Annotated in this window: 17 protein-coding genes; 8 read left to right on the top strand and 9 right to left on the bottom strand. The window is 54.8% G+C overall.

All coding sequences use genetic code 11. From position 1 onward, the window contains the following. Positions 1 to 2 precede the first annotated feature (2 nt). On the top strand, positions 3 to 755 hold the full coding sequence (locus KIH26_RS11425) for a glycosyltransferase family 2 protein (protein ID WP_213445322.1): 753 nt from the start codon (positions 3 to 5) through the stop codon (positions 753 to 755). 40 nt (positions 756 to 795) lie between these two features. Continuing rightward, positions 796 to 1,932: a glycosyltransferase family 4 protein gene (locus tag KIH26_RS11420; RefSeq protein ID WP_213445320.1), complete on the top strand. Its 1,137-nt coding sequence runs from the start codon at positions 796 to 798 to the stop codon at positions 1,930 to 1,932. A 31-nt stretch (positions 1,933 to 1,963) separates the two neighbouring features. On the opposite strand, the gene KIH26_RS11415 is transcribed toward KIH26_RS11420, so the two are convergent. From KIH26_RS11415 to KIH26_RS11395, 5 genes are all read right to left on the bottom strand, one after another. Continuing rightward, positions 1,964 to 2,296, bottom strand: a complete 333-nt coding sequence (locus KIH26_RS11415) for a YegP family protein (protein ID WP_213445318.1) — start codon at positions 2,294 to 2,296, stop codon at positions 1,964 to 1,966. Between the two features lie 170 nt (positions 2,297 to 2,466). Next, complete coding sequence (locus tag KIH26_RS11410; protein WP_213445316.1) at positions 2,467 to 3,072, bottom strand: non-canonical purine NTP pyrophosphatase; 606 nt, start codon at positions 3,070 to 3,072, stop codon at positions 2,467 to 2,469. 45 nt (positions 3,073 to 3,117) lie between these two features. Then, the gene (gene rph, locus KIH26_RS11405; RefSeq protein ID WP_213445315.1) at positions 3,118 to 3,843 is read right to left on the bottom strand and encodes a ribonuclease PH; all 726 of its coding nucleotides are present in this window, start codon (positions 3,841 to 3,843) and stop codon (positions 3,118 to 3,120) included. A 171-nt stretch (positions 3,844 to 4,014) separates the two neighbouring features. After that, entirely contained in the window at positions 4,015 to 4,923 is a 909-nt protein-coding gene (locus KIH26_RS11400) for a PP2C family protein-serine/threonine phosphatase (RefSeq protein WP_213445313.1), read from the bottom strand. Positions 4,924 to 4,943: 20 nt separating this feature from the next. Continuing rightward, positions 4,944 to 5,942 (bottom strand): serine/threonine protein kinase, encoded by a 999-nt coding sequence (locus KIH26_RS11395; RefSeq protein WP_213445311.1) that lies wholly within the window; start codon positions 5,940 to 5,942, stop codon positions 4,944 to 4,946. A gap of 9 nt (positions 5,943 to 5,951) precedes the next feature. Between KIH26_RS11395 and KIH26_RS11390 the strand changes: the two genes are divergently transcribed. The 6 genes from KIH26_RS11390 to KIH26_RS11365 all read left to right on the top strand — a co-directional run bounded on the left by KIH26_RS11390 (position 5,952) and on the right by KIH26_RS11365 (position 11,293). Further along, a complete protein-coding gene (locus KIH26_RS11390) occupies positions 5,952 to 6,881 on the top strand; it encodes a YicC/YloC family endoribonuclease (protein WP_213445310.1) in 930 nt (309 codons plus the stop codon). Positions 6,882 to 6,977: 96 nt separating this feature from the next. Next, positions 6,978 to 7,619: a hypothetical protein gene (locus KIH26_RS11385; protein ID WP_213445308.1), complete on the top strand. Its 642-nt coding sequence runs from the start codon at positions 6,978 to 6,980 to the stop codon at positions 7,617 to 7,619. A 163-nt stretch (positions 7,620 to 7,782) separates the two neighbouring features. Then, entirely contained in the window at positions 7,783 to 8,403 is a 621-nt protein-coding gene (gmk, locus tag KIH26_RS11380) for a guanylate kinase (RefSeq protein WP_213445306.1), read from the top strand. 46 nt (positions 8,404 to 8,449) lie between these two features. Further along, a complete protein-coding gene (gene rpoZ / locus KIH26_RS11375) occupies positions 8,450 to 8,653 on the top strand; it encodes a DNA-directed RNA polymerase subunit omega (RefSeq protein WP_213445304.1) in 204 nt (67 codons plus the stop codon). Between the two features lie 113 nt (positions 8,654 to 8,766). Further along, positions 8,767 to 11,058, top strand: a complete 2,292-nt coding sequence (locus KIH26_RS11370; RefSeq protein ID WP_249661170.1) for a RelA/SpoT family protein — start codon at positions 8,767 to 8,769, stop codon at positions 11,056 to 11,058. 67 nt (positions 11,059 to 11,125) lie between these two features. After that, positions 11,126 to 11,293, top strand: coding sequence for a hypothetical protein (locus KIH26_RS11365; protein ID WP_213445300.1), 168 nt, complete (start codon positions 11,126 to 11,128; stop codon positions 11,291 to 11,293). 43 nt (positions 11,294 to 11,336) lie between these two features. Here KIH26_RS11365 and fdhF read toward each other — a convergent pair whose 3' ends face one another. The 4 genes from fdhF to pcaF form a co-directional block, all read right to left on the bottom strand. Continuing rightward, positions 11,337 to 14,135, bottom strand: a complete 2,799-nt coding sequence (fdhF, locus tag KIH26_RS11360; protein WP_213445298.1) for a formate dehydrogenase subunit alpha — start codon at positions 14,133 to 14,135, stop codon at positions 11,337 to 11,339. Further along, positions 14,132 to 15,877: an NADH-ubiquinone oxidoreductase-F iron-sulfur binding region domain-containing protein gene (locus KIH26_RS11355; protein WP_213445296.1), complete on the bottom strand. Its 1,746-nt coding sequence runs from the start codon at positions 15,875 to 15,877 to the stop codon at positions 14,132 to 14,134. Before KIH26_RS11355 ends, fdhF begins: the two co-directional genes overlap by 4 nt. 71 nt (positions 15,878 to 15,948) lie before the next feature. Then, positions 15,949 to 16,890: a LysR family transcriptional regulator gene (locus KIH26_RS11350; protein WP_213445294.1), complete on the bottom strand. Its 942-nt coding sequence runs from the start codon at positions 16,888 to 16,890 to the stop codon at positions 15,949 to 15,951. Positions 16,891 to 16,899: 9 nt separating this feature from the next. Then, positions 16,900 to 18,102: a 3-oxoadipyl-CoA thiolase gene (gene pcaF, locus KIH26_RS11345; protein ID WP_213445293.1), complete on the bottom strand. Its 1,203-nt coding sequence runs from the start codon at positions 18,100 to 18,102 to the stop codon at positions 16,900 to 16,902. Positions 18,103 to 18,105 lie beyond the last annotated feature (3 nt).

The raw sequence follows: 18,105 nt of genomic DNA, 5'->3' as shown, positions 1-18,105 counted from the left end.
TCATGCAGATATCGTTTTCTATCGTGAGCCATGCGCATAGCCAAGCCGTTTGTGATTTACTTGCTGATTTCAATACTTACTCGGGGGCGCACTCTCTCCATCTTTTGTTGACATTGAATGCGCCTGAATTGGAAACAAGCACGGAGGCTGAATTTCAGCAACTCTCCCGCTGGCCATTAACCGTCATTCGAAATACAAGCCCGAAAGGCTTTGCCTCTAATCACAACTCAGCATTCGAGAAGGCCGGGGCGGGTCTGTGGTGCGTGGTGAATCCTGACATTCGTTTGCATGCTACGAAGCTCGATGCTCTGCTGGCTGCTGTTTCGCTAAAGTATGATGGTATGGCTTACCCGAAGCAGATCAGCCCGACGGGTGATGTTCTGGAATTCGCTCGGGAGCTGGTGACGCCTTGGTCTTTGCTCAAACGCTATTCTTTCCGTACCACGCAGCGACAAGCTCAGCCTGATTGGGTGAGCGGCTGCTTCATGGCGTTTCGCTCAGAGGTCTATCAAGAACTGGGAGGCTTTAATGAGAAATATTTTTTGTATTGCGAAGACGTAGATATTTGTTTGCGTTTGCAGTTAGCAGGCTACAAGATGGTAGAAGCCGATTTTTCTATCATCCACGATACGCGCCGCAACACATTGAAGAAGTTTGATCATTTCAAATGGCATGCTATGAGCTTGCTCAAATTATGGTGCTCGAAAGCGTTCTGGGCTTACCTTTGGAATCGCTCTAAAATCAAAGCACGATAAAACAAACTGCCAGAGCGGTGCTCATCTGGCTCTATACAAAGTGCTTCTCTTAGTTTTCATTGCTGCAGTATTGGCTTGGTTAATTTGCGTGATCATCGTTTCTCGCTCGCGCGAGCATGCGCAAAACTATGATTCAAATTTGCCGCAACGTTTTCACCAAGGTAGTGTGCCTCGGATTGGTGGGCTAGCTGTTGCTCTTGCAAGCGTTTTGGCATGGCTCAGTGCATGGGCATTAGCTTGGACTGGCTCTCTCAACAATGCACCCTTGTCATTACAAAATTCATTACTGTGGCTCCTGGTTTGCTCTCCAGCTTTTACCGCGGGGTTGGTGGATGATTTGACGCAACGGCTCGGCGTACGTTGGCGTTTACTTGCCAGCATGGCTTCTGCTGCTCTGGCTTGCTGGTTGTTGAGTTTGTCTGTGCCTCGCTTAGGAATTGCTAGCTTGGATGGCTATTGGATGAGCATGCCATGGCTAGGTATTGCATTGGCTTTTGCAGGCATGGCAGGTTTGCCTCATGCTATGAATATCATTGATGGCTACAACGGCTTGGCGGGGATGGTTGCTGTGATGGTGTGTTCAGCCATCGCTTATGTCGCGTTACAGCAAGGTGATCGCGTATTGGCGGGATATATGGTGTGCGTTGTAGGCGCTACTTTAGGTTTTTTATTTTGGAATTACCCACGCGGCCTGATATTTGCAGGCGATGGAGGCTCTTATTTCTGGGGCATCGTGATTGCTGTTGCTAGCATTTCTTTGGTTCAAAAGCATCCCAATGTTTCGCCGTGGTTTGTAATGCTCTTGTTGATCTACCCTGTTTGGGAAACGATTTTTTCAATTTACCGAAAGCTGGTTCGTGGGCAATCGCCAGGTATGGCTGACTCTATGCATTTTCATCAGTTGGTTTACAAGAGACTGGTACGCGGTGTGTTTCACGACAATGCCACGAGACAGATGCTGATGCGAAACAACCGCACTTCGCCTTATCTCTGGGCATTTTCTGGACTCACCGTTGCTCCAGCAGTGCTGTTTTGGTACAGCACACCAATATTGATGGCCTTTTGCGCTTTGTTTATAGTGACTTATGTTGGGGCTTACCTGATGATCATCCGCTTCAAGGTGCCTCGTTGGCTACGCGCTCCAGCGCGCGGGGCCACAAAAAAGCCGCCAGGCTGAAGCTCGGGCGGCTCTTGTTCAAACCAACTGCTTAAGTCTGATCGTCTGTGGGAGCAGTTGGCGCATTGGTTTTGCAAGACTCGATGCCGTTGTCTCGCGCTTTCTCGCTGGCATACATTTGGCTTTGGCCGATAACTTGGTGATTGCCCGCTTTCAACACGAAATAAGGCTCACCTTTTGTGCTGTTGAGGCGCTCGTAGCGGGCATCGTTGGTAGCGTTTTTCTTCACGGATCCGATACCGTTGTTTGCGCTGGCCTTGCTTTCATACATTTCGCTTTGCAAAATGGTTTGGCCGTTACCTGCTAATAGGCTGAAATAGAACTTGTCATTTTTGGATTTTTTGAGCTCGAACTTGCCTGCCATGATGCGCTTCCTTCTAGAAAATAGGTTGCAGCAAAAATGCTGTATCAGCTTTGTAGCGCCAAAGTATGCTTTTGGCAAGTTCTTTTTCCACAGACTATGTTTTGTCACAAAGCCATCGAGGATGGTGTCAGCTATATCTAATTGAACTCAGCACCGAGATTTTCGCCTCTCTAGGCTGCAAGCCAATTCTCCCGAATCAGCGATACCATCATGCGTGCAGACTGGCCTCGGTGGCTGATTTGGTTTTTATGAGAGGCATCAAGCTGCGCCATGGTCTTGCCTAGCGATGGAATGAACATCACGGGATCGAAACCGAAACCGCCATCGCCCAATTCTTGCAACGAAATCTCGCCCTGTACGCGCCCGACCGAAATCAAAGGCTGCGGATCAAGCGGCGTGAGCACAGCCACCTGCACGCTGATCATGTTGGCGCGGCGATTCTTCTCGCCTTGCATTCGCTCAAGCACAGCACGGCGGTTGTTATCGTCGCTTTTTTCGTAGCCTACCGTGGTGCAGTAGTAGGCGGTATCCACGCCGGGTAAGCCCCCCCAAGCGTCAATGCACAAGCCTGCATCGTCGGCAATCGATGGCAAGCCGGTGTGCTGCGCGGCGTTACGGGCTTTGGTGAGCGCGTTTTCTACAAAGGTTTTGTAAGGCTCTGGCGCTTCGGGCACGCCGAGCGAGCCTTGGGTGATGAGCTCTACGCCGAGTGGGGAAAAAAGGGGCAGCAGCTCGGCGAGTTTGCCTTTGTTGTTCGATGCGAGAACGATTTTCATATCAAAAGAGGCACTTCGCCGGCATAGAATCTGCGCGAGCAGCTATCAATTTGAGAGTGATTGCTTTTGCATGGCGATCAACTCTGTGATGCCCTTTTCCGCCAAGCCCAGCAGAGCATTCATTTCATCGCGGCTAAAAGCCACGCCTTCTGCCGTGCCCTGCACTTCCACATAATGGCCAGCGCCGGTCATCACCACATTCATATCGGTGTCGCAGCCAGAATCCTCGGTGTATTCCAAATCGAGCAGCGGCGTGCCTTGCACGATGCCCACGGAAATCGCGGCAACGGGCGCAGTCACAGGGCTTTCAGTGATCTTGCCTTGCGCGATCAGCCAATTCACCGCATCCATGGCAGCTACGTAAGCGCCTGTGATGCTCGCGGTGCGCGTGCCACCATCGGCTTGCAGCACATCGCAATCCAAACTGATGGTGCGCTCGCCCAGTTTCTTCAAATCAAAAACAGCGCGCAGGCTGCGGCCAATGAGACGCTGGATTTCTTGCGTACGACCGCTTTGCTTGCCCTTTGCGGCCTCACGGCTTGAACGATCATGCGTGGCACGTGGCAGCATGCCGTATTCAGCAGTGACCCAGCCCTCGCCAGAGCCCTTCTTATGCGGCGGCACGCGCTCTTCTACGCTGGCTGTGCAAAGCACTTTTGTATCGCCCATCTCAATCAATACCGAGCCTTCGGCATGAATGGTGTATTTGCGAGTGATCTTGACGGGGCGAAGTGAATTAGCTGCGCGGTTGTTGGTACGTTGGTAGGTCATGGTTTTTTAGAGAAGAGACAAAGAGAAAATACCGGACGCAAAGGGCGCAAAAAATACAGAAGAAATTTAGAAAAGCTTAGCAACTCATCTCAACCTCTTCAGCTCATTTTTTGTACTTTCTTTTTTGCGTCTTTTACGCAACTTTTGAGTCCGGCTGTTGGTATTCAGAGGTTAAGGCTTGATCGATTTCGCAGCCGTCTTGCGGATCGCTTCGTTGATCTCTGCAATGGAGCGCTCAATCGCTGCATCATCGAGATCATCCACCATCGTGTCCAACACACCCGATTGAATGGTCGAAGCAAACACACCATCGCTGATGCTATCGGTAGAAATCCCTTGCGTGGACTCAAACGCATCGGGCGTTTCCCATTCCATCGCGATCACGGTCACGTTATCGGAATGTTCGCCGCCTTGGCGCAGCGCCAGCTCGACCACATCGGGCACCACATTAGCTACAGGGCCTTTGCACATGGTGTGCACGATGTCGTTGTCGTTCACACTACCCCAGAGGCCATCCGAGCAAAGCATGAGGCGATCGCCCTGCTGCAAATTATGCGGGCCAGAAATATCGTAAACAGGTTTGGTAGGTGAACCCAGGCAAGTAAAAAGCACGTTGCGGTTCAAGCGCTCGAGTTTGATGATGCCCGCGCTGTGCTGCTCTACATACGAGTGATCGCGCGTGCGCGTGACCATTTCGCCATCGCGCATGAAATACAAGCGTGAATCACCGCAGTGAATCCAAGTCGCTGCGCCACCCTGCACCACGCCGGCCACGAGTGTGGTGCGAGGTGTATCGAGCATACCTTTTTCGCTGGCGTAGCGAATGATCTGGTGATGGGCGGCCATGAGCGCCATAGCCAAAAATTCGGTCACGTTATGAATCAGCGGGCGCGCTTCTTTTTGGAAGAGTGCAGAGAGCGTTTGCAGCGCCAATTGCGCGGCCACTTCACCCTCAGGATGCCCGCCCATGCCATCGGCCAAAGCAAACATCACGGATTCGCGCGTGTAGCTGTAACCCATACGGTCTTCGTTTTTCTCACGCCCACCTTTGCGGCTGACTTGAAATACCGAAAACTTCATTGCCTTGCCGCTTCTCATGCTTATTTACCAAATTTGGTGGCTTTGCCCACCGCTTTTTTCGTATCGTTAACCACATTGTCAAATTGCAGCCGCATCTTCTCGCCCACAGAAAGGCGTGTGTAGCGCCGCTCGCTCTCTTGTGAGAGTTCTTTCTGCAAAGCAAACACCGATTGCGGGCGAGACAAAGGATCAAGCGACATGCACCATTCGACCACTTCAATCAAATTGTCGGAGTACACACCGCGCAGACGGGAGAGGGCGAGAGACAGACGGTCTTTCTCCAAGCGCTGCGGCGCATCATTGGGCGGATAGCCCTGCATGCTGGCGTAAATACAAGCGCCAATCGCATAAATATCTGTCCAAGGGCCCATACTCGCATCGCGGCGATACATCTCAGGCGCAGCAAAACCGGGCGTGTACATCGGGCGAATGAAGTTGCCCTCTTTGGAGAGCACCTCGCGCGCCGCGCCGAAGTCAATCATCACAGCCTTGTTGTCATCGGTGATGAAAATATTCGCGGGCTTGATATCGAGGTGCAGCATCTTGTGCTGATGCACGATGCGCAAGCCGCGCAGGATTTCGTCATACAAGCTGCGGATGGTGGATTCGCGGAAGACTTTTTGCTTCTTTAATTCACGCGCTGTGATGATGAAATCTTGCAGGGTTGCGCCCTCCAGATAGTTCATCACCATATAAACCGTCTCGTTTTCGCGGAAGAAATTCAACACGGAAACGACCGAAGGGTGAGAGATCTGAGCCAGCGAGCGGCCTTCTTCAAAGAAGCTTTTCAGCCCCAAGCGATAGAGCGACAATTTATCTGGCTGCACCTGAGGCAGCAGCTCGCCCGGCGCACGCGTCGCCAAACTCGACGGCAAATATTCTTTGATGGCCACCTGCTGGCCTTCGCTGTCCACCGAGAGATACACCACACCAAAGCCCCCGGCAGAGACTTTACGAACGACACGGTAGCCGCCAATGACGGTATCTGGCGGCAGGGAGGCGGGTTTGACTTTGGACATAATGCTTACATGTCAGTTTACAGCATGACAGGCTACGCCAGCCTGCAATCCTCCCCTCCCACTCACCCTGAAGCGACAGCCGCGCCACGCCTTGGGCTGGAGCTGCGCTCCGTCAACAGCCGTTTTCTCGATCTGAGCTTCAAGCTCGGCGATGAGCTGCGTAGCCAAGAGACTGCCTTGCGCGAGCTTCTCACAAGCCGTATCAAGCGCGGCAAGCTCGAAATGCGCGCCTATGTGATCCACGAGCATTCAAACGCCTCCCCCGCTCAAGCCTCACCCAGCCCCGCCCTGCTGCAACAGCTCTCCCGCGCACAGGAGCAAATCATGGCTTGGCTACCGCAGGCGCAGCCACTCTCCGTTGCCGATGTGCTCCGTTTAGGCGCAGGCCAAGCCACAGCATCTGATGTAGATCACAGCGCCGCCCTGCTCGCTTTGGCGGGCGAGGCCATCACCCAATTCATCGCCAGCCGCGCACGCGAAGGTACACGCCTAGCCGCCATGCTCGCCGGGCATACCAGCCAGTTGCGCGAGCTCGTCAAAACCGCCCTCCCTATGGTGCCCGAGCTTGTGGCTGCGCAACAACAGCGCTACGTGCAGCGCTTCAACGAAGCCCTGCAGCAAGCCGATAGCGGCGGTCAACTCTCCGCACAAACCGCCCAAGAACGCGCCCTCACAGAAGCCGCGTCGTTTGCCATCCGCATCGACGTCGCCGAGGAGCTCACCCGCCTAGAAGCCCACCTCGGCGAGATCGACGATCTCCTGCAAGGCAAAGGCAAACCCGGCGAACTCGGCAAACGCCTAGATTTCGTCATCCAAGAGCTACACCGGGAAGCCAACACCCTAGGCAGCAAATCCTCCACCCTCGCCCTCTCGCGCATCAGTGTGGATATGAAGGTACTGATCGAGCAAATGCGTGAGCAGGTGCAGAATATTGAGTAGTAAGAGGATTTTTAAATGCTTAATTGCAAGACCTGACCCAATACTCTGCTGCATTGCGCGATTTGATCTTAATTTTTCAAGCAAATGAGAGTCACCATGGACGTATCTAGTATCACCCAGATTTTTGGTAAAGCGAAATTTGTGCAAATCGGTTTCGATGGCAACTGGGAGAGCTGCCTCAGCATTCCCGTTGGTGGCGAACTCAACGCGCATGACGTGAACAGAATCCGCTCATACGTTGGCAATAATGTTGCCTTTGAAGTGTTCTACGAACACCCTAACGGTGAATCATTTATTGGCATACGACCGCAAATGACCCAATACGATGCAAAGCTGATTGAAGAACTCACCTTAAACCTGCTAAACGAACAAAGCTTGAGTGTGTCTCGGGCAGCCCAACTTTTTCAACGGTATTTCGGAATTGAAACTACATTGTTTGAAGCAGTACCAGCGCATATCGAGATGGGTGTGGTTAACCTGTGGAATTCGTTCGGGCAAGTCGTACTTTGGTGCGGTAAAGGCGATGCGTACAGTTTGGATCATTTGACCAAGAATGACGCAACACGTTATTTACAAGCGCAACCCATGCCAATTGGTCTTGAGGTAGCTTTCGCAAATCCACATCATTGGCTAGCAGTACCAGTTTCGAAACCCACAACAGGTGGATCTCATCTATTGGACTTAAAAGCTTTTACGCAAACAATTCAGTCTCTGCTACCACAGAGCACGGTTCGCTGAAAAAGAAGGCAGGCCGGGCGCAGCGTCTCGCGCAGGCGTAGGTGCGATGCTCAGATAGAAACCTCAAAGTCACTATAAATTCAATAGCACTCCGCGCACATTCCATGCCGGCGATATGGCTAAAAAGCCTAAAAAACACGTCAAAAACTCATTAAAATAAGCTATGGAATTCCCCGGAAACTTATTCGTTGTCGCAGCCCCTAGTGGCGCAGGCAAATCTAGCCTTGTGAAAGCTCTGATGGAGCTGGATTCTCAGGTGCAGCCCAGCGTCTCGCACACAACGCGCGCCGCCCGTGGGCAGGAAAAGCATGGGCGTGAATACTATTTTGTGAGCGATGCGGAATTTGATACGCTGATCGAAAAACAAGCCTTCTTCGAGTGGGCGCATGTGCATGGCAAGCGCTATGGCACTTCGCGCATGGCGATTGAGAGCCGCCTCTCGCGCGGGGAAGACGTGATCTTGGAGATTGACTACCAAGGTGCGTATCAGATCAAAAAGCTCTTCCCCGAAGCGGTGCTGATTTTCATCTTGCCGCCAAGCTTAGAGGAGCTGCGCGGCCGCATTGAGCGGCGCGGGGAAGATACGACTGACAGTATCGAGCTGCGCATGCAAAATGCACGCAATGAGATCGCCCAGGCTCGGAATTTCGATTTCGTTATAATCAACGAGATATTTGAGCGGGCTTTGTTCGATCTGAAAGCCATCGTTTCTGCGCAAAGGCTGAAGTTTGCAGCCCAGCGCCGAGCCAAAGCCGCCACCTTCCTTGCACTGAATATTCACTGAGCTTCCCTGCTCAAACTCGTCACTTTTTACCTCTGGAGTTGCCCAAATGGCTCGTATTACCGTTGAAGACTGCCTCAAACAGATCCCAAACCGCTTTGAGCTCGTGCTCTCGGCCACCTACCGCGCCCGCATGCTCAGCCAAGGCCACACGCCTAAGCTGGAGAGCAAAAACAAGCCCGCCGTGACCGCCCTGCGCGAGATCGCCGCTGGCAAAATCGGCACGGAAATGCTGAAAAAAGTGCCTATCTGATCATTGTTACGACATTGATCCATCAAAAAAGCGCCTTTTCAGGCGCTTTTTGCATGGGAATTGCTTCTCTTGCTACCATGTGACTGAAATACGTGAATCCAATGAGCGCCGTGATGAAACCCACACGGGCTAAAGCGCCAGCCAAAAGCCCGAAATTAGCCGCAGAAGCTGCCAATGCAGCAGCGGCCAGCTTTGCCGCGCTCACCGCAAAATTAGACTATCTGGCAGCAGACGACGTAGAGAGCATCCGCAAAGCCTATCGCTTCGCCGATGAAGCCCACCTCGGCCAAATGCGCGGCAATGGCGAGCCCTACATCACGCATCCCATCTCCGTCGCCTCGCTCTGCGCCGAATGGAAGCTCGATGCGCAAGCCCTCATGGCGGCGCTCATGCACGACACGCTGGAAGATTGCGGCGTGACCAAGGCCGAGATCATTGAAAAATTTGGCTCACCGGTGGCCGAGCTGGTCGATGGCCTCACGAAACTCGACAAACTCGAATTCAACACCCGCGAAGAAAACCAAGCCGAGAGCTTTCGCAAGATGCTTCTCGCCATGGCGCGCGATGTGCGCGTGATCCTCATCAAGCTCGCTGACCGCAGCCACAACATGCGCACGATGGACGATATGCCCCGCGCCAAGTGGCCGCGCATCTCGCGTGAGACTTTGGATATCTATGCGCCGATTGCACACCGCCTGGGCCTCAATCAAACCTATCGCGAGCTGCAAGACCTGAGCTTTCGCTATCTGCACCCATGGCGCTATGCCACGCTCACCCGCGCTGTGCAAAAGGCGCGCAGCCGCCGGCGTGATTTGATTCAAAAAGTGGAGCGCGATATCGAAGCCAGCTTTGATCAAGCCAAGTTGCCTATCGTGATTTCAGGCCGCGAGAAAACGCTCTTTTCCATCTACAAAAAGATGGACAGCAAGCACCTGAGCTTCGCCGAAGTCACGGATATTTATGGCTTCCGCCTCATCGTGCCGGGCATCACCGATTGCTACACGGCGCTTGGCGTGCTGCATCAGCTCTACAAGCCCGTGCCCGGCAAATTCAAAGATCACATCGCCATTCCGAAGATCAATGGCTACCAATCGCTGCACACCACCGTGGTGGGCCCCAGCGGTGTGAATGTGGAATTCCAGATGCGCACCGAGCCCATGCATGTGGTGGCCGAGAGCGGCGTGGCCGCGCATTGGCTCTATAAATCGCATGGCGAACAGCAGGCGCTTGATGGCGTGGATGCGCCCGAAGCATCCAGCAACTCGGCGCAAGAAGCCGATCGCTTAGGCACGCAGTGGCTCAAATCCCTGCTGGATATTCACAACGAAAACCGCGATGCATCGGATTTCTGGGAGCATGTGAAGATTGATCTCTTCCCTGACGCGGTCTATGTGTTCACGCCCAAGAGCGAAATCATGGCCATGCCGCGGGGCGCAACGGTGGTGGATTTTGCCTACGCGGTACACACCGATGTGGGCGATCACACCATGGGCGCAAAGGTCAATGGCGAACAAGTGCCGCTGCGCACGGAGCTGAAAAATGGCGATGTGATTGAAGTGATCACGGCAGAATTCTCCAAACCCAATCCTGCGTGGCTGGGCTTTGTGCGCACCGCGCGTGCGCGCAGCAAAATCCGCCATCACCTCAAAACGCTGTCCTTGCACGAATCAGAAGATTTGGGTGAGAAGCTACTCCTGCAAGCCTTGCGTGCAGAAGGTATCAATGCCCTGCCAGATACGGATGAAGCCAGCCAAGCGCTATGGGCCAAGCTCTTGCGCTTCTCGGGTAATCAGAGCCGCACCGAGATGCTGGCTGATATTGGTCTGGGCAAGCGCGTAGCTTCCATCTTGGCCAAGCGCTTGGTGATTCTCCTCGCCGAAGCAGGCCAAAAGATCGATCCGCTGCTCATGAGCAAAGAGCGCTTCACCGCGCATGAGCAAATCTCGCAAGGCGCGATTGTGCTCGATGGCCGCGATGGCGGCACGGTGCAATACGCCACCTGCTGTCAGCCCATTCCCGGCGATGCGATCACCGGCTATCTGGGGCGCGGCGAAGGCTTGCATGTGCACACCGCAACGTGCAGCGTGGCGCAAAAGCTCATGCAAAAAGACAAAGAGCGCTTCATCGCCGTGGAATGGAGCGACGAGCCCTTGCGCGCCTTCTCCACCACTATTGTCGTCACCGTGCAAAGCGGCAAAGGCGTGCTCGCCAAGGTCGCAGCGGCTTTGGCCAGCGCTGAGGCCGATATCAAGAGCGTAGATTTAGGGCGCGATAGCGAGGTGGGCGCGCCCACGGCTGATTTGCGCTTTGTGGTGGATGTGCGCGATACCGCGCATTTGGATGCCGTGCTGCGCACGCTCGCTCGCACCGCACGGGTGAACAAGGCGAAGCGGATTACTGGCTGATCGTGTGATTTAGCCCTGAATCTGTGGCCTAATTACGGGTTAATCGCTAATTTATTGGAGTTTCCTCATGGCCGACAAAATCAGAACCGAAGCAGACCGCAAGCGCACGCCCCCACCGGCACTGCCTAACGGTGTTTCCCGCCCCGTGAACCGTGGCCAAAAAGTAAGCTTGGAGCGCGGTAGCGCTACTCGCAATAAGAAAAACGCTGGCAAGCGCGCCAAAAAAGGCGGTTAAGTCAAGGCTTGCCCAATCAGCCCTGAGAAGGTGTGATACCTTCTCAGGGCTTTTCTATTTTTACCGCGCAGTATTTGAATTCGGGAATTTTTCCAAACGGATCGAGCGCGGCATTGGTCAGTAAATTCGCTGCGGCTTCGGCGTAGGCGAATGGGATGAAGACCGTATTAGCTGGCGTGCCTTCATCGATACGCATTTGCAGCTCAATCTCTCCGCGTTTTGACGCGACTTTCATCATCGCGCCAGCCTCTATCTTCAATTGAGAGGCCAGAGCGGAGTTGATCGAGGCCGTGGCCAGCGGCTCAATCGCATCGAGCATGCTCGCGCGTCGCGTCATGGAGCCGGTGTGCCAATGCTCGAGCTGGCGGCCTGTGATGAGCACATACGGATAGTCACTGTCTGGTGATTCGTTGGCTGGGATGAAGCCTGCGGGCACGAGCTTGATGCGGCCATCTTGCGTGGGTACTTTGTCTTGGAAGACGATGGGTTGGCCGGGATCGGCCTCAGACAGGCATGGGTAAGTCACTGAGCCTTCTTTTTCTAATCTCGCCCAAGTGATGCCCGCAATCGCAGTGTGCATGGCTTGGCGCATCTCTTCGTACACCGCCGCTACACCACTGCCTTGGCTCTCATCGTTAACGCCAGCATAGTTCCAATTCAAACCGAGCTGCTTGGCCAATTGCAGAATGATCCACAAATCATGCTTTGCATCGCCGGGCAGCGGCAATGCTTGGCGGCCGAGTTGAACCATGCGATCGGTGTTGCTCACCGTACCCGTCTTCTCCGGCCAAGCGCTGGCGGGGAGCACCACATCGGCCAGCCATGCCGTCTCCGTCATGAAAATATCTTGCACGACGAGGTGCTCCAAGCTTTCCAGCGCGTGGCGCGCATGCGCGAGATCAGGATCGCTCATCGCCGGGTTTTCGCCCATGACATACATGCCGCGAATCTTGTGCGGATCGTTTTCCTCGGCAAGCGCCTTGTGCATGATCTCGACCACGGTGTAGCCGGGTTTGTCATCCAGCTTCGTATTCCAGAAATTCTCAAACCAAGCATGCGCCGCCGCATTGTCCACTCGCTGGTAATTAGGCAGCATCATCGGAATCAAGCCCGCATCGCTCGCGCCCTGTACATTGTTTTGCCCGCGCAGCGGATGCAAGCCTGTACCCGGCCTGCCGATTTGCCCCGTGATCGTAGAAAGCGCGATCAAGCAGCGCGCGTTATCCGTGCCATGCACATGCTGGCTCACGCCCATGCCCCAGAGGATCATCGCGCTCTTGGCAGTCGCAAAAGTGGTGGCCACTTCGCGAATGGTGGCTGCATCGATACCGCAGGCATGCTCCACCGCCTCGGGAGAGAAATTCGCCACCTGCGTCTTCAGTGCTTCAAAATTAGTAGCACGCTGCGCAATGAATTCGCCGGCGATCAACCCTTTTTCGATGATGGTGTAGAGCATGGCATTGAGTAGCAGCACATCGGTATCGGGCTTGAATTGCAGGCTCCTCCAGGCATGGCGCGCGATATCGGTGCGGCGCGGGTCGGCCAAAATAATCTTCGTGCCTTCTTTGGCAGCATTCTTCATCCAAGTAGCCGCGACTGGGTGATTCGATGTCGGGTTCGAGCCGATGATGAGGATCACTTCGCTGTGCGCCACATCATTGACCTGATTGCTCACCGCGCCAGAGCCTACTCCTTCGAGCAACGCTGCAACGGATGAGGCATGACACAAGCGCGTGCAGTGATCGACGTTGTTCGAGCCAAAGCCGGCGCGCACCAGCTTTTGGAAAAGATAGGCCTCTTCATTGCTGCCTTTGGCTGAGCCAAAGCCTGCAAGCGATTTCGCGCCATATTGATCATGCAAGCCCTTGAGCTTGCCGCCCGCAAGATTCAAAGCCTCTTCCCAAGTCGCTTCTCTGAAGACTTCACTCCAATCTGCATCGCGCGGCAAGATACTTTTAACTACGCCTTCTTTACGAATCAAAGGCTTCGTTAAACGCCCTTCGTGATGCACATAATCAAAACCAAAGCGCCCCTTCACGCAAAGCCGAGAATCATTCGCAGGGCCTTTGCGGCCTTCCACGCTCACGATTTTTTCATCACGTACGTTGTAAGTGATCAAGCAACCCACGCCGCAGTACGGGCAGACCGAATCAATTTTCTTGTCCACCTTCTGTGAGCCGATCTGAGTTTTCGGCATCAGCGCGCCAGTGGGGCAGGCTTGCACGCATTCACCACAAGCCACGCAACTGCTCGCTTCAAGAGCGTCACCCTGATCAAACACAATGCTCGAATGGCTACCGCGCTGCGCATAGCCAATCACATCGTTCACTTGCACTTCGCGACAAGCCCGCACGCAGCGCGTGCATTGGATGCAAGCATCCAGATTCACCGCCATCGCAGGATGTGAGAGATCAGCCTTCGGCTGCTCACGGCGCAAGGCTATCAACTCAGGACGCACCTGCACATTCATCGCGCTCGCCCATTGGCTCAACTCGCCATGCGGCTGGCTCGCATCATCTTCATGCCACTTATAGCCCTGCTCCGGCAAATCAGAGAGCAGCATCTCCAACACCATTTTCTGGCTCTTGGTGGCGCGCTCGCTCTGCGCCTTCACTTTCATGCCCTCAGCAGGCGCGCGGCAACAACTCGGCGCGAGCACCCGCTCACCCTCAATCTCTACCACGCAAGCCCGGCAATTGCCATCGGCTCGCATGCCTTCTTTGAAGCAGAGATGCGGAATCTCCACGCCGCTGCGCTTGGCCGCTTGCAAGATGCTCTCTCCGGGAATGGCCTGCACAGGCTTGCCATCCAACTCAAAGCTGATCATGTCACGGGCGCTCATGCCTTCACCTCGTCAGAGAAGTATTTCAAAACACTTTGCATTGGATTCGGCGCAGCCTGCCCCAAGCCGCAAATGCTGGCATCCACCATCACGGTGCTCAGATCCTTCAAAGTCGGTTGATCCCACACCTTCGCTTCCATCAATTTGGCAGACTTTTCCGTGCCCACGCGGCAAGGCGTACATTGGCCGCAGCTCTCATGCGCGAAGAACTTCATCATGTTAATCGCCGCATCACGTGCTTTGTCTTCTTGGCTCAGCACAATCACCGCCGCGCTGCCGATGAAGCAGCCGTACTGTTGCAAAGTATCGAAGTCAAGAGGCACATGCGATAGAGATGCTGGCAAGATGCCGCCACTCGCGCCGCCCGGCAAATAGGCATAGAGCTCATGGCCATCTGCCATGCCGCCGCAATACTCATCAATCAGCTCCCGCACGCTGATCCCTGCTGGCGCGAGCTTTACGCCGGGGGTTTTCACTCTTCCGCTCACGCTAAAACTTCGCAAACCCTTGCGCCCATTGCGCCCATGCGAGGCAAACCACTCGCCGCCCTTCTCCACAATCTCACGCACCCAATAGAGGGTTTCAAAATTGTGCTCCAGTGTGGGACGGCCAAACAACCCCACTTGCGCGATATACGGCGGCCTCATGCGCGGCTCACCGCGCTTGCCTTCAATGCTTTCGATCATCGCGGATTCTTCGCCGCAGATGTATGCGCCCGCCCCGCGCCGCAGCTCAATTTTGGGCAAGTCGCAGGGAGGATTGCTTTGCAGCTTGGTCAGCTCAGCCTGCAGCATCTCCCGCAGCTCATGGTATTCATCGCGCAGATAAATGTAGATCACACTGATGCTCACCACTTGCGCCGCAATCAGCATGCCTTCCAAAAAACGATGCGGATCACGCTCCAGATACCAGCGATCCTTGAACGTGCCCGGCTCGCCTTCGTCAATATTCACGGCCATCAAGCGAGGAGATGGTTGATCGCGCACGATCCGCCACTTGCGCCCCGCAGGAAAGCCCGCACCACCCAAACCGCGCAAGCCAGCATGCTCCAAAGCCAGGATCACGCTCTCATGATCGCGTTTTCCACTCACCACATCGCGCAACAGGCCATATCCGCCACTAGCAAGATAGTCATCAAATACTATTAAATCAATAGCACTTTGCGCAGTATCTATGCCGGCCACATGCTGTTTTCGATCTAAAAATGAAGTCAAACCTGAAGCAGAAGCTTTCCCAACATTGCGTTGCCCTACAGCAACCGCCGGCGCAGCTTCACAGCGCCCAATGCAAGGCACCGGCTCCACACTCACATCCGCCTGCAGCAACGCAGGTAACTTGGCAAGCAGCTCTTTCGCACCCGCCATCTCGCAGCTCAACCCATTGCACACGCGCAGGCGCAGGCGAGGCGCGGTTTCATCATCCCGCAAGATTTCAAAGTGATGATAAAAGCTCGCCACCTCAAACACTTCCGCTTGTGAGAGTCTCATCACATCCGCCAGCGCGGCGATGTGGCGTTCAAACACAGCGCCAAAGTGGTCGTTCAGCACATGCAAATACTCAATCAGCAAATCACGCCGCAGCGCTCCCGGCCAGCGGCTTGTCTCAATCAGCGACAGCACTTCAGCGCGCGCAGCAGGATCAACTTGACGGCCTTTGAGTTTGCCAATCTTTGGAGGCGCTTTGGCAGGTGCAGTTTGCACATGAATAGGAATCGTGCGCCGTTCAATCGTTGTTGGAGTCATGCCTGCGAGTATCGCCGAGGCTGCGAGCTGCGTCTAATCGAATCCGCTGATGATGCGATTCAAATTTTGAATCAGATTTGCAGCGCTCCGGCATACTTTGCGAGCTGCGCATGCCAATCTGTGCTCTGGGCAAAGCGCAAAGTCGCGTCCAACACCACACTGCCCGAGCCTTGCGCCAGATGCATCAGCACCATCGGCGTACGCAGCTGCGGCTCCACCAGTGGGCAAGCCACCAAGCCTGATGTGTTCATGAGTGCGCCTACCATCGCCCCCGGCACAATCGCCTGCACACGCCCGGCCTGCACGCTGATGGCAAGAGCCAGCAATGAATTCGTCTCCATCGCAGGTTTGACTTGCACACCTAGCTTCTTAAACATGGCTTCCAAGATCACGCGGTTGTGCATCGGCGGCGCGAGCAAACACAGAGGCTGACTGCTGGCTTCGCGCCAAGTCACTGCGGTCGCAGGCCGCTGGTTTGCAGCACTGTCATGCGGCTTCTTGAGCAAAAAGTAAGCCTCTTCATACTGAGCGATCAGAGTGAGTTTTGGCACGGCTTGGTTGGCTCGCTCCTCATAGCCCAGGGCCAGATCCAGCTTGAGATCCGTCAAGCCATGCTCCAGCTCATCCGAGCTGCAAGAAAGCACCGTGGTATGAATGCCTGGATGCAGCATTTGCAAACTGTTGGCCAAGCGTGTGGCCACTGGAATCGCTGTGGGCACGGCGCCTAGGCGAAGATGCCCCACAGGCTCATCGGTTTGCATGCGCAGCTCATCACTGAGCTGCTCATACTCGCGCAGCATGCGCTGCGCCCGCACGAGTACCTTCTCACCTTCAGCCGTAAAACCTGCAAAGCTGCGCCCGCGCTTGACGATCACCACGCCAAGTTGGCTCTCTAGTGCCTTGATCGCGTTAGAAAGCGCAGGCTGCGTGATGTGGCTGGCTTGCGCTGCACGGCCAAAATGCTGATGCTCTTGCAGCGCCAGCAAATATCGCATGGCGGTCAGAGTGTTCATGGACCGTGCTTAGACGCGTTCAATGATGACGGCAATGCCCTGCCCCACACCGATACACATCGTACAGAGCGCATAGCGGCCTTTGGTTTTGTGGAGCTGGTTGACTGCTGTGGTGGCGAGCCTGGCACCTGATGCGCCTAGCGGGTGACCAAGGGCAATTGCGCCGCCATTGGGATTCACTCTTCCATCATCGTCCTTGAGCCCCAGATCGCGCAACACGGCCAGGCCTTGCGCGGCAAAAGCTTCATTGAGCTCGATGACATCCATTTGATCCAACTTCAAGCCCGTGAGCTCCAGCACCTTGCGTGTGGCAGGCGCGGGGCCGATACCCATGATGCGCGGGGGCACGCCTGCCGTGGCCATACCGACCACTCTTGCTTTTGGTGTGAGGCTGTATTTGGCTGCCGTCTTTTCATCGGCCAGCAGCAAAGCGCATGAGCCATCGTTCACACCGCTGGCGTTGCCTGCAGTGACTGTGCCTTCGGGTTTCACAACGCCTTTGAGCTTGGCCAGAGCTTCAAGGGAAGTTTCGCGCGGATGCTCGTCTTGGCTCACCACAATTGCATCCCCCTTCTTTTGAGGAATGGTGACGGGGGTGATCTCGGCATCAAAGTAGCCTGATTTTTGCGCAGCTACAGCTTTCATCTGGCTGGCCAACGCCATACGATCTTGCGCCTCGCGCTCGATCTTGAATTGCTCAGCCACGTTCTCTGCCGTCTCGGGCATGGAATCCACGCCGTATTTCTCTTTCATGATCTTGTTGACGAAGCGCCAGCCAATCGTGGTGTCAAAAATCTGAGCATCACGGCTAAAAGCGCTCGTGGCTTTGGGCATTACAAAAGGCGCACGGCTCATGCTCTCTACGCCGCCCGCTATCATTAATGTAGCTTCTCCCGCACGGATGGCGCGGGATGCCGTGCCGATTGCATCTAAGCCTGAGCCACACAAGCGGTTTACCGTGCTGCCCGGCACTTGAAAAGGCAAGCCTGCCAAAAGCGAAGCCATGTGCGCCACATTGCGATTGTCTTCCCCCGCTTGGTTCACACAGCCATAGATCACATCCGTTACCGCTTCCCAATCCACCGCCGTATTTCGCGCCATCAAAGCTTTTAGAGGGATCGCACCGAGATCATCGGTGCGCACTGTTGACAATGCGCCGCCGTAGCGGCCAAAAGGTGTGCGGATGGCATCAACGATGTAAGCGTGGTTCATGGA

The organism is Variovorax sp. PCZ-1, assembly GCF_018413605.1.
GTDB lineage: Bacteria > Pseudomonadota > Gammaproteobacteria > Burkholderiales > Burkholderiaceae_C > JANMDU01.
The sequence above is the reverse complement of the archived record's forward strand: the minus strand, read 5'-3'. Positions and strand labels throughout refer to the sequence as shown.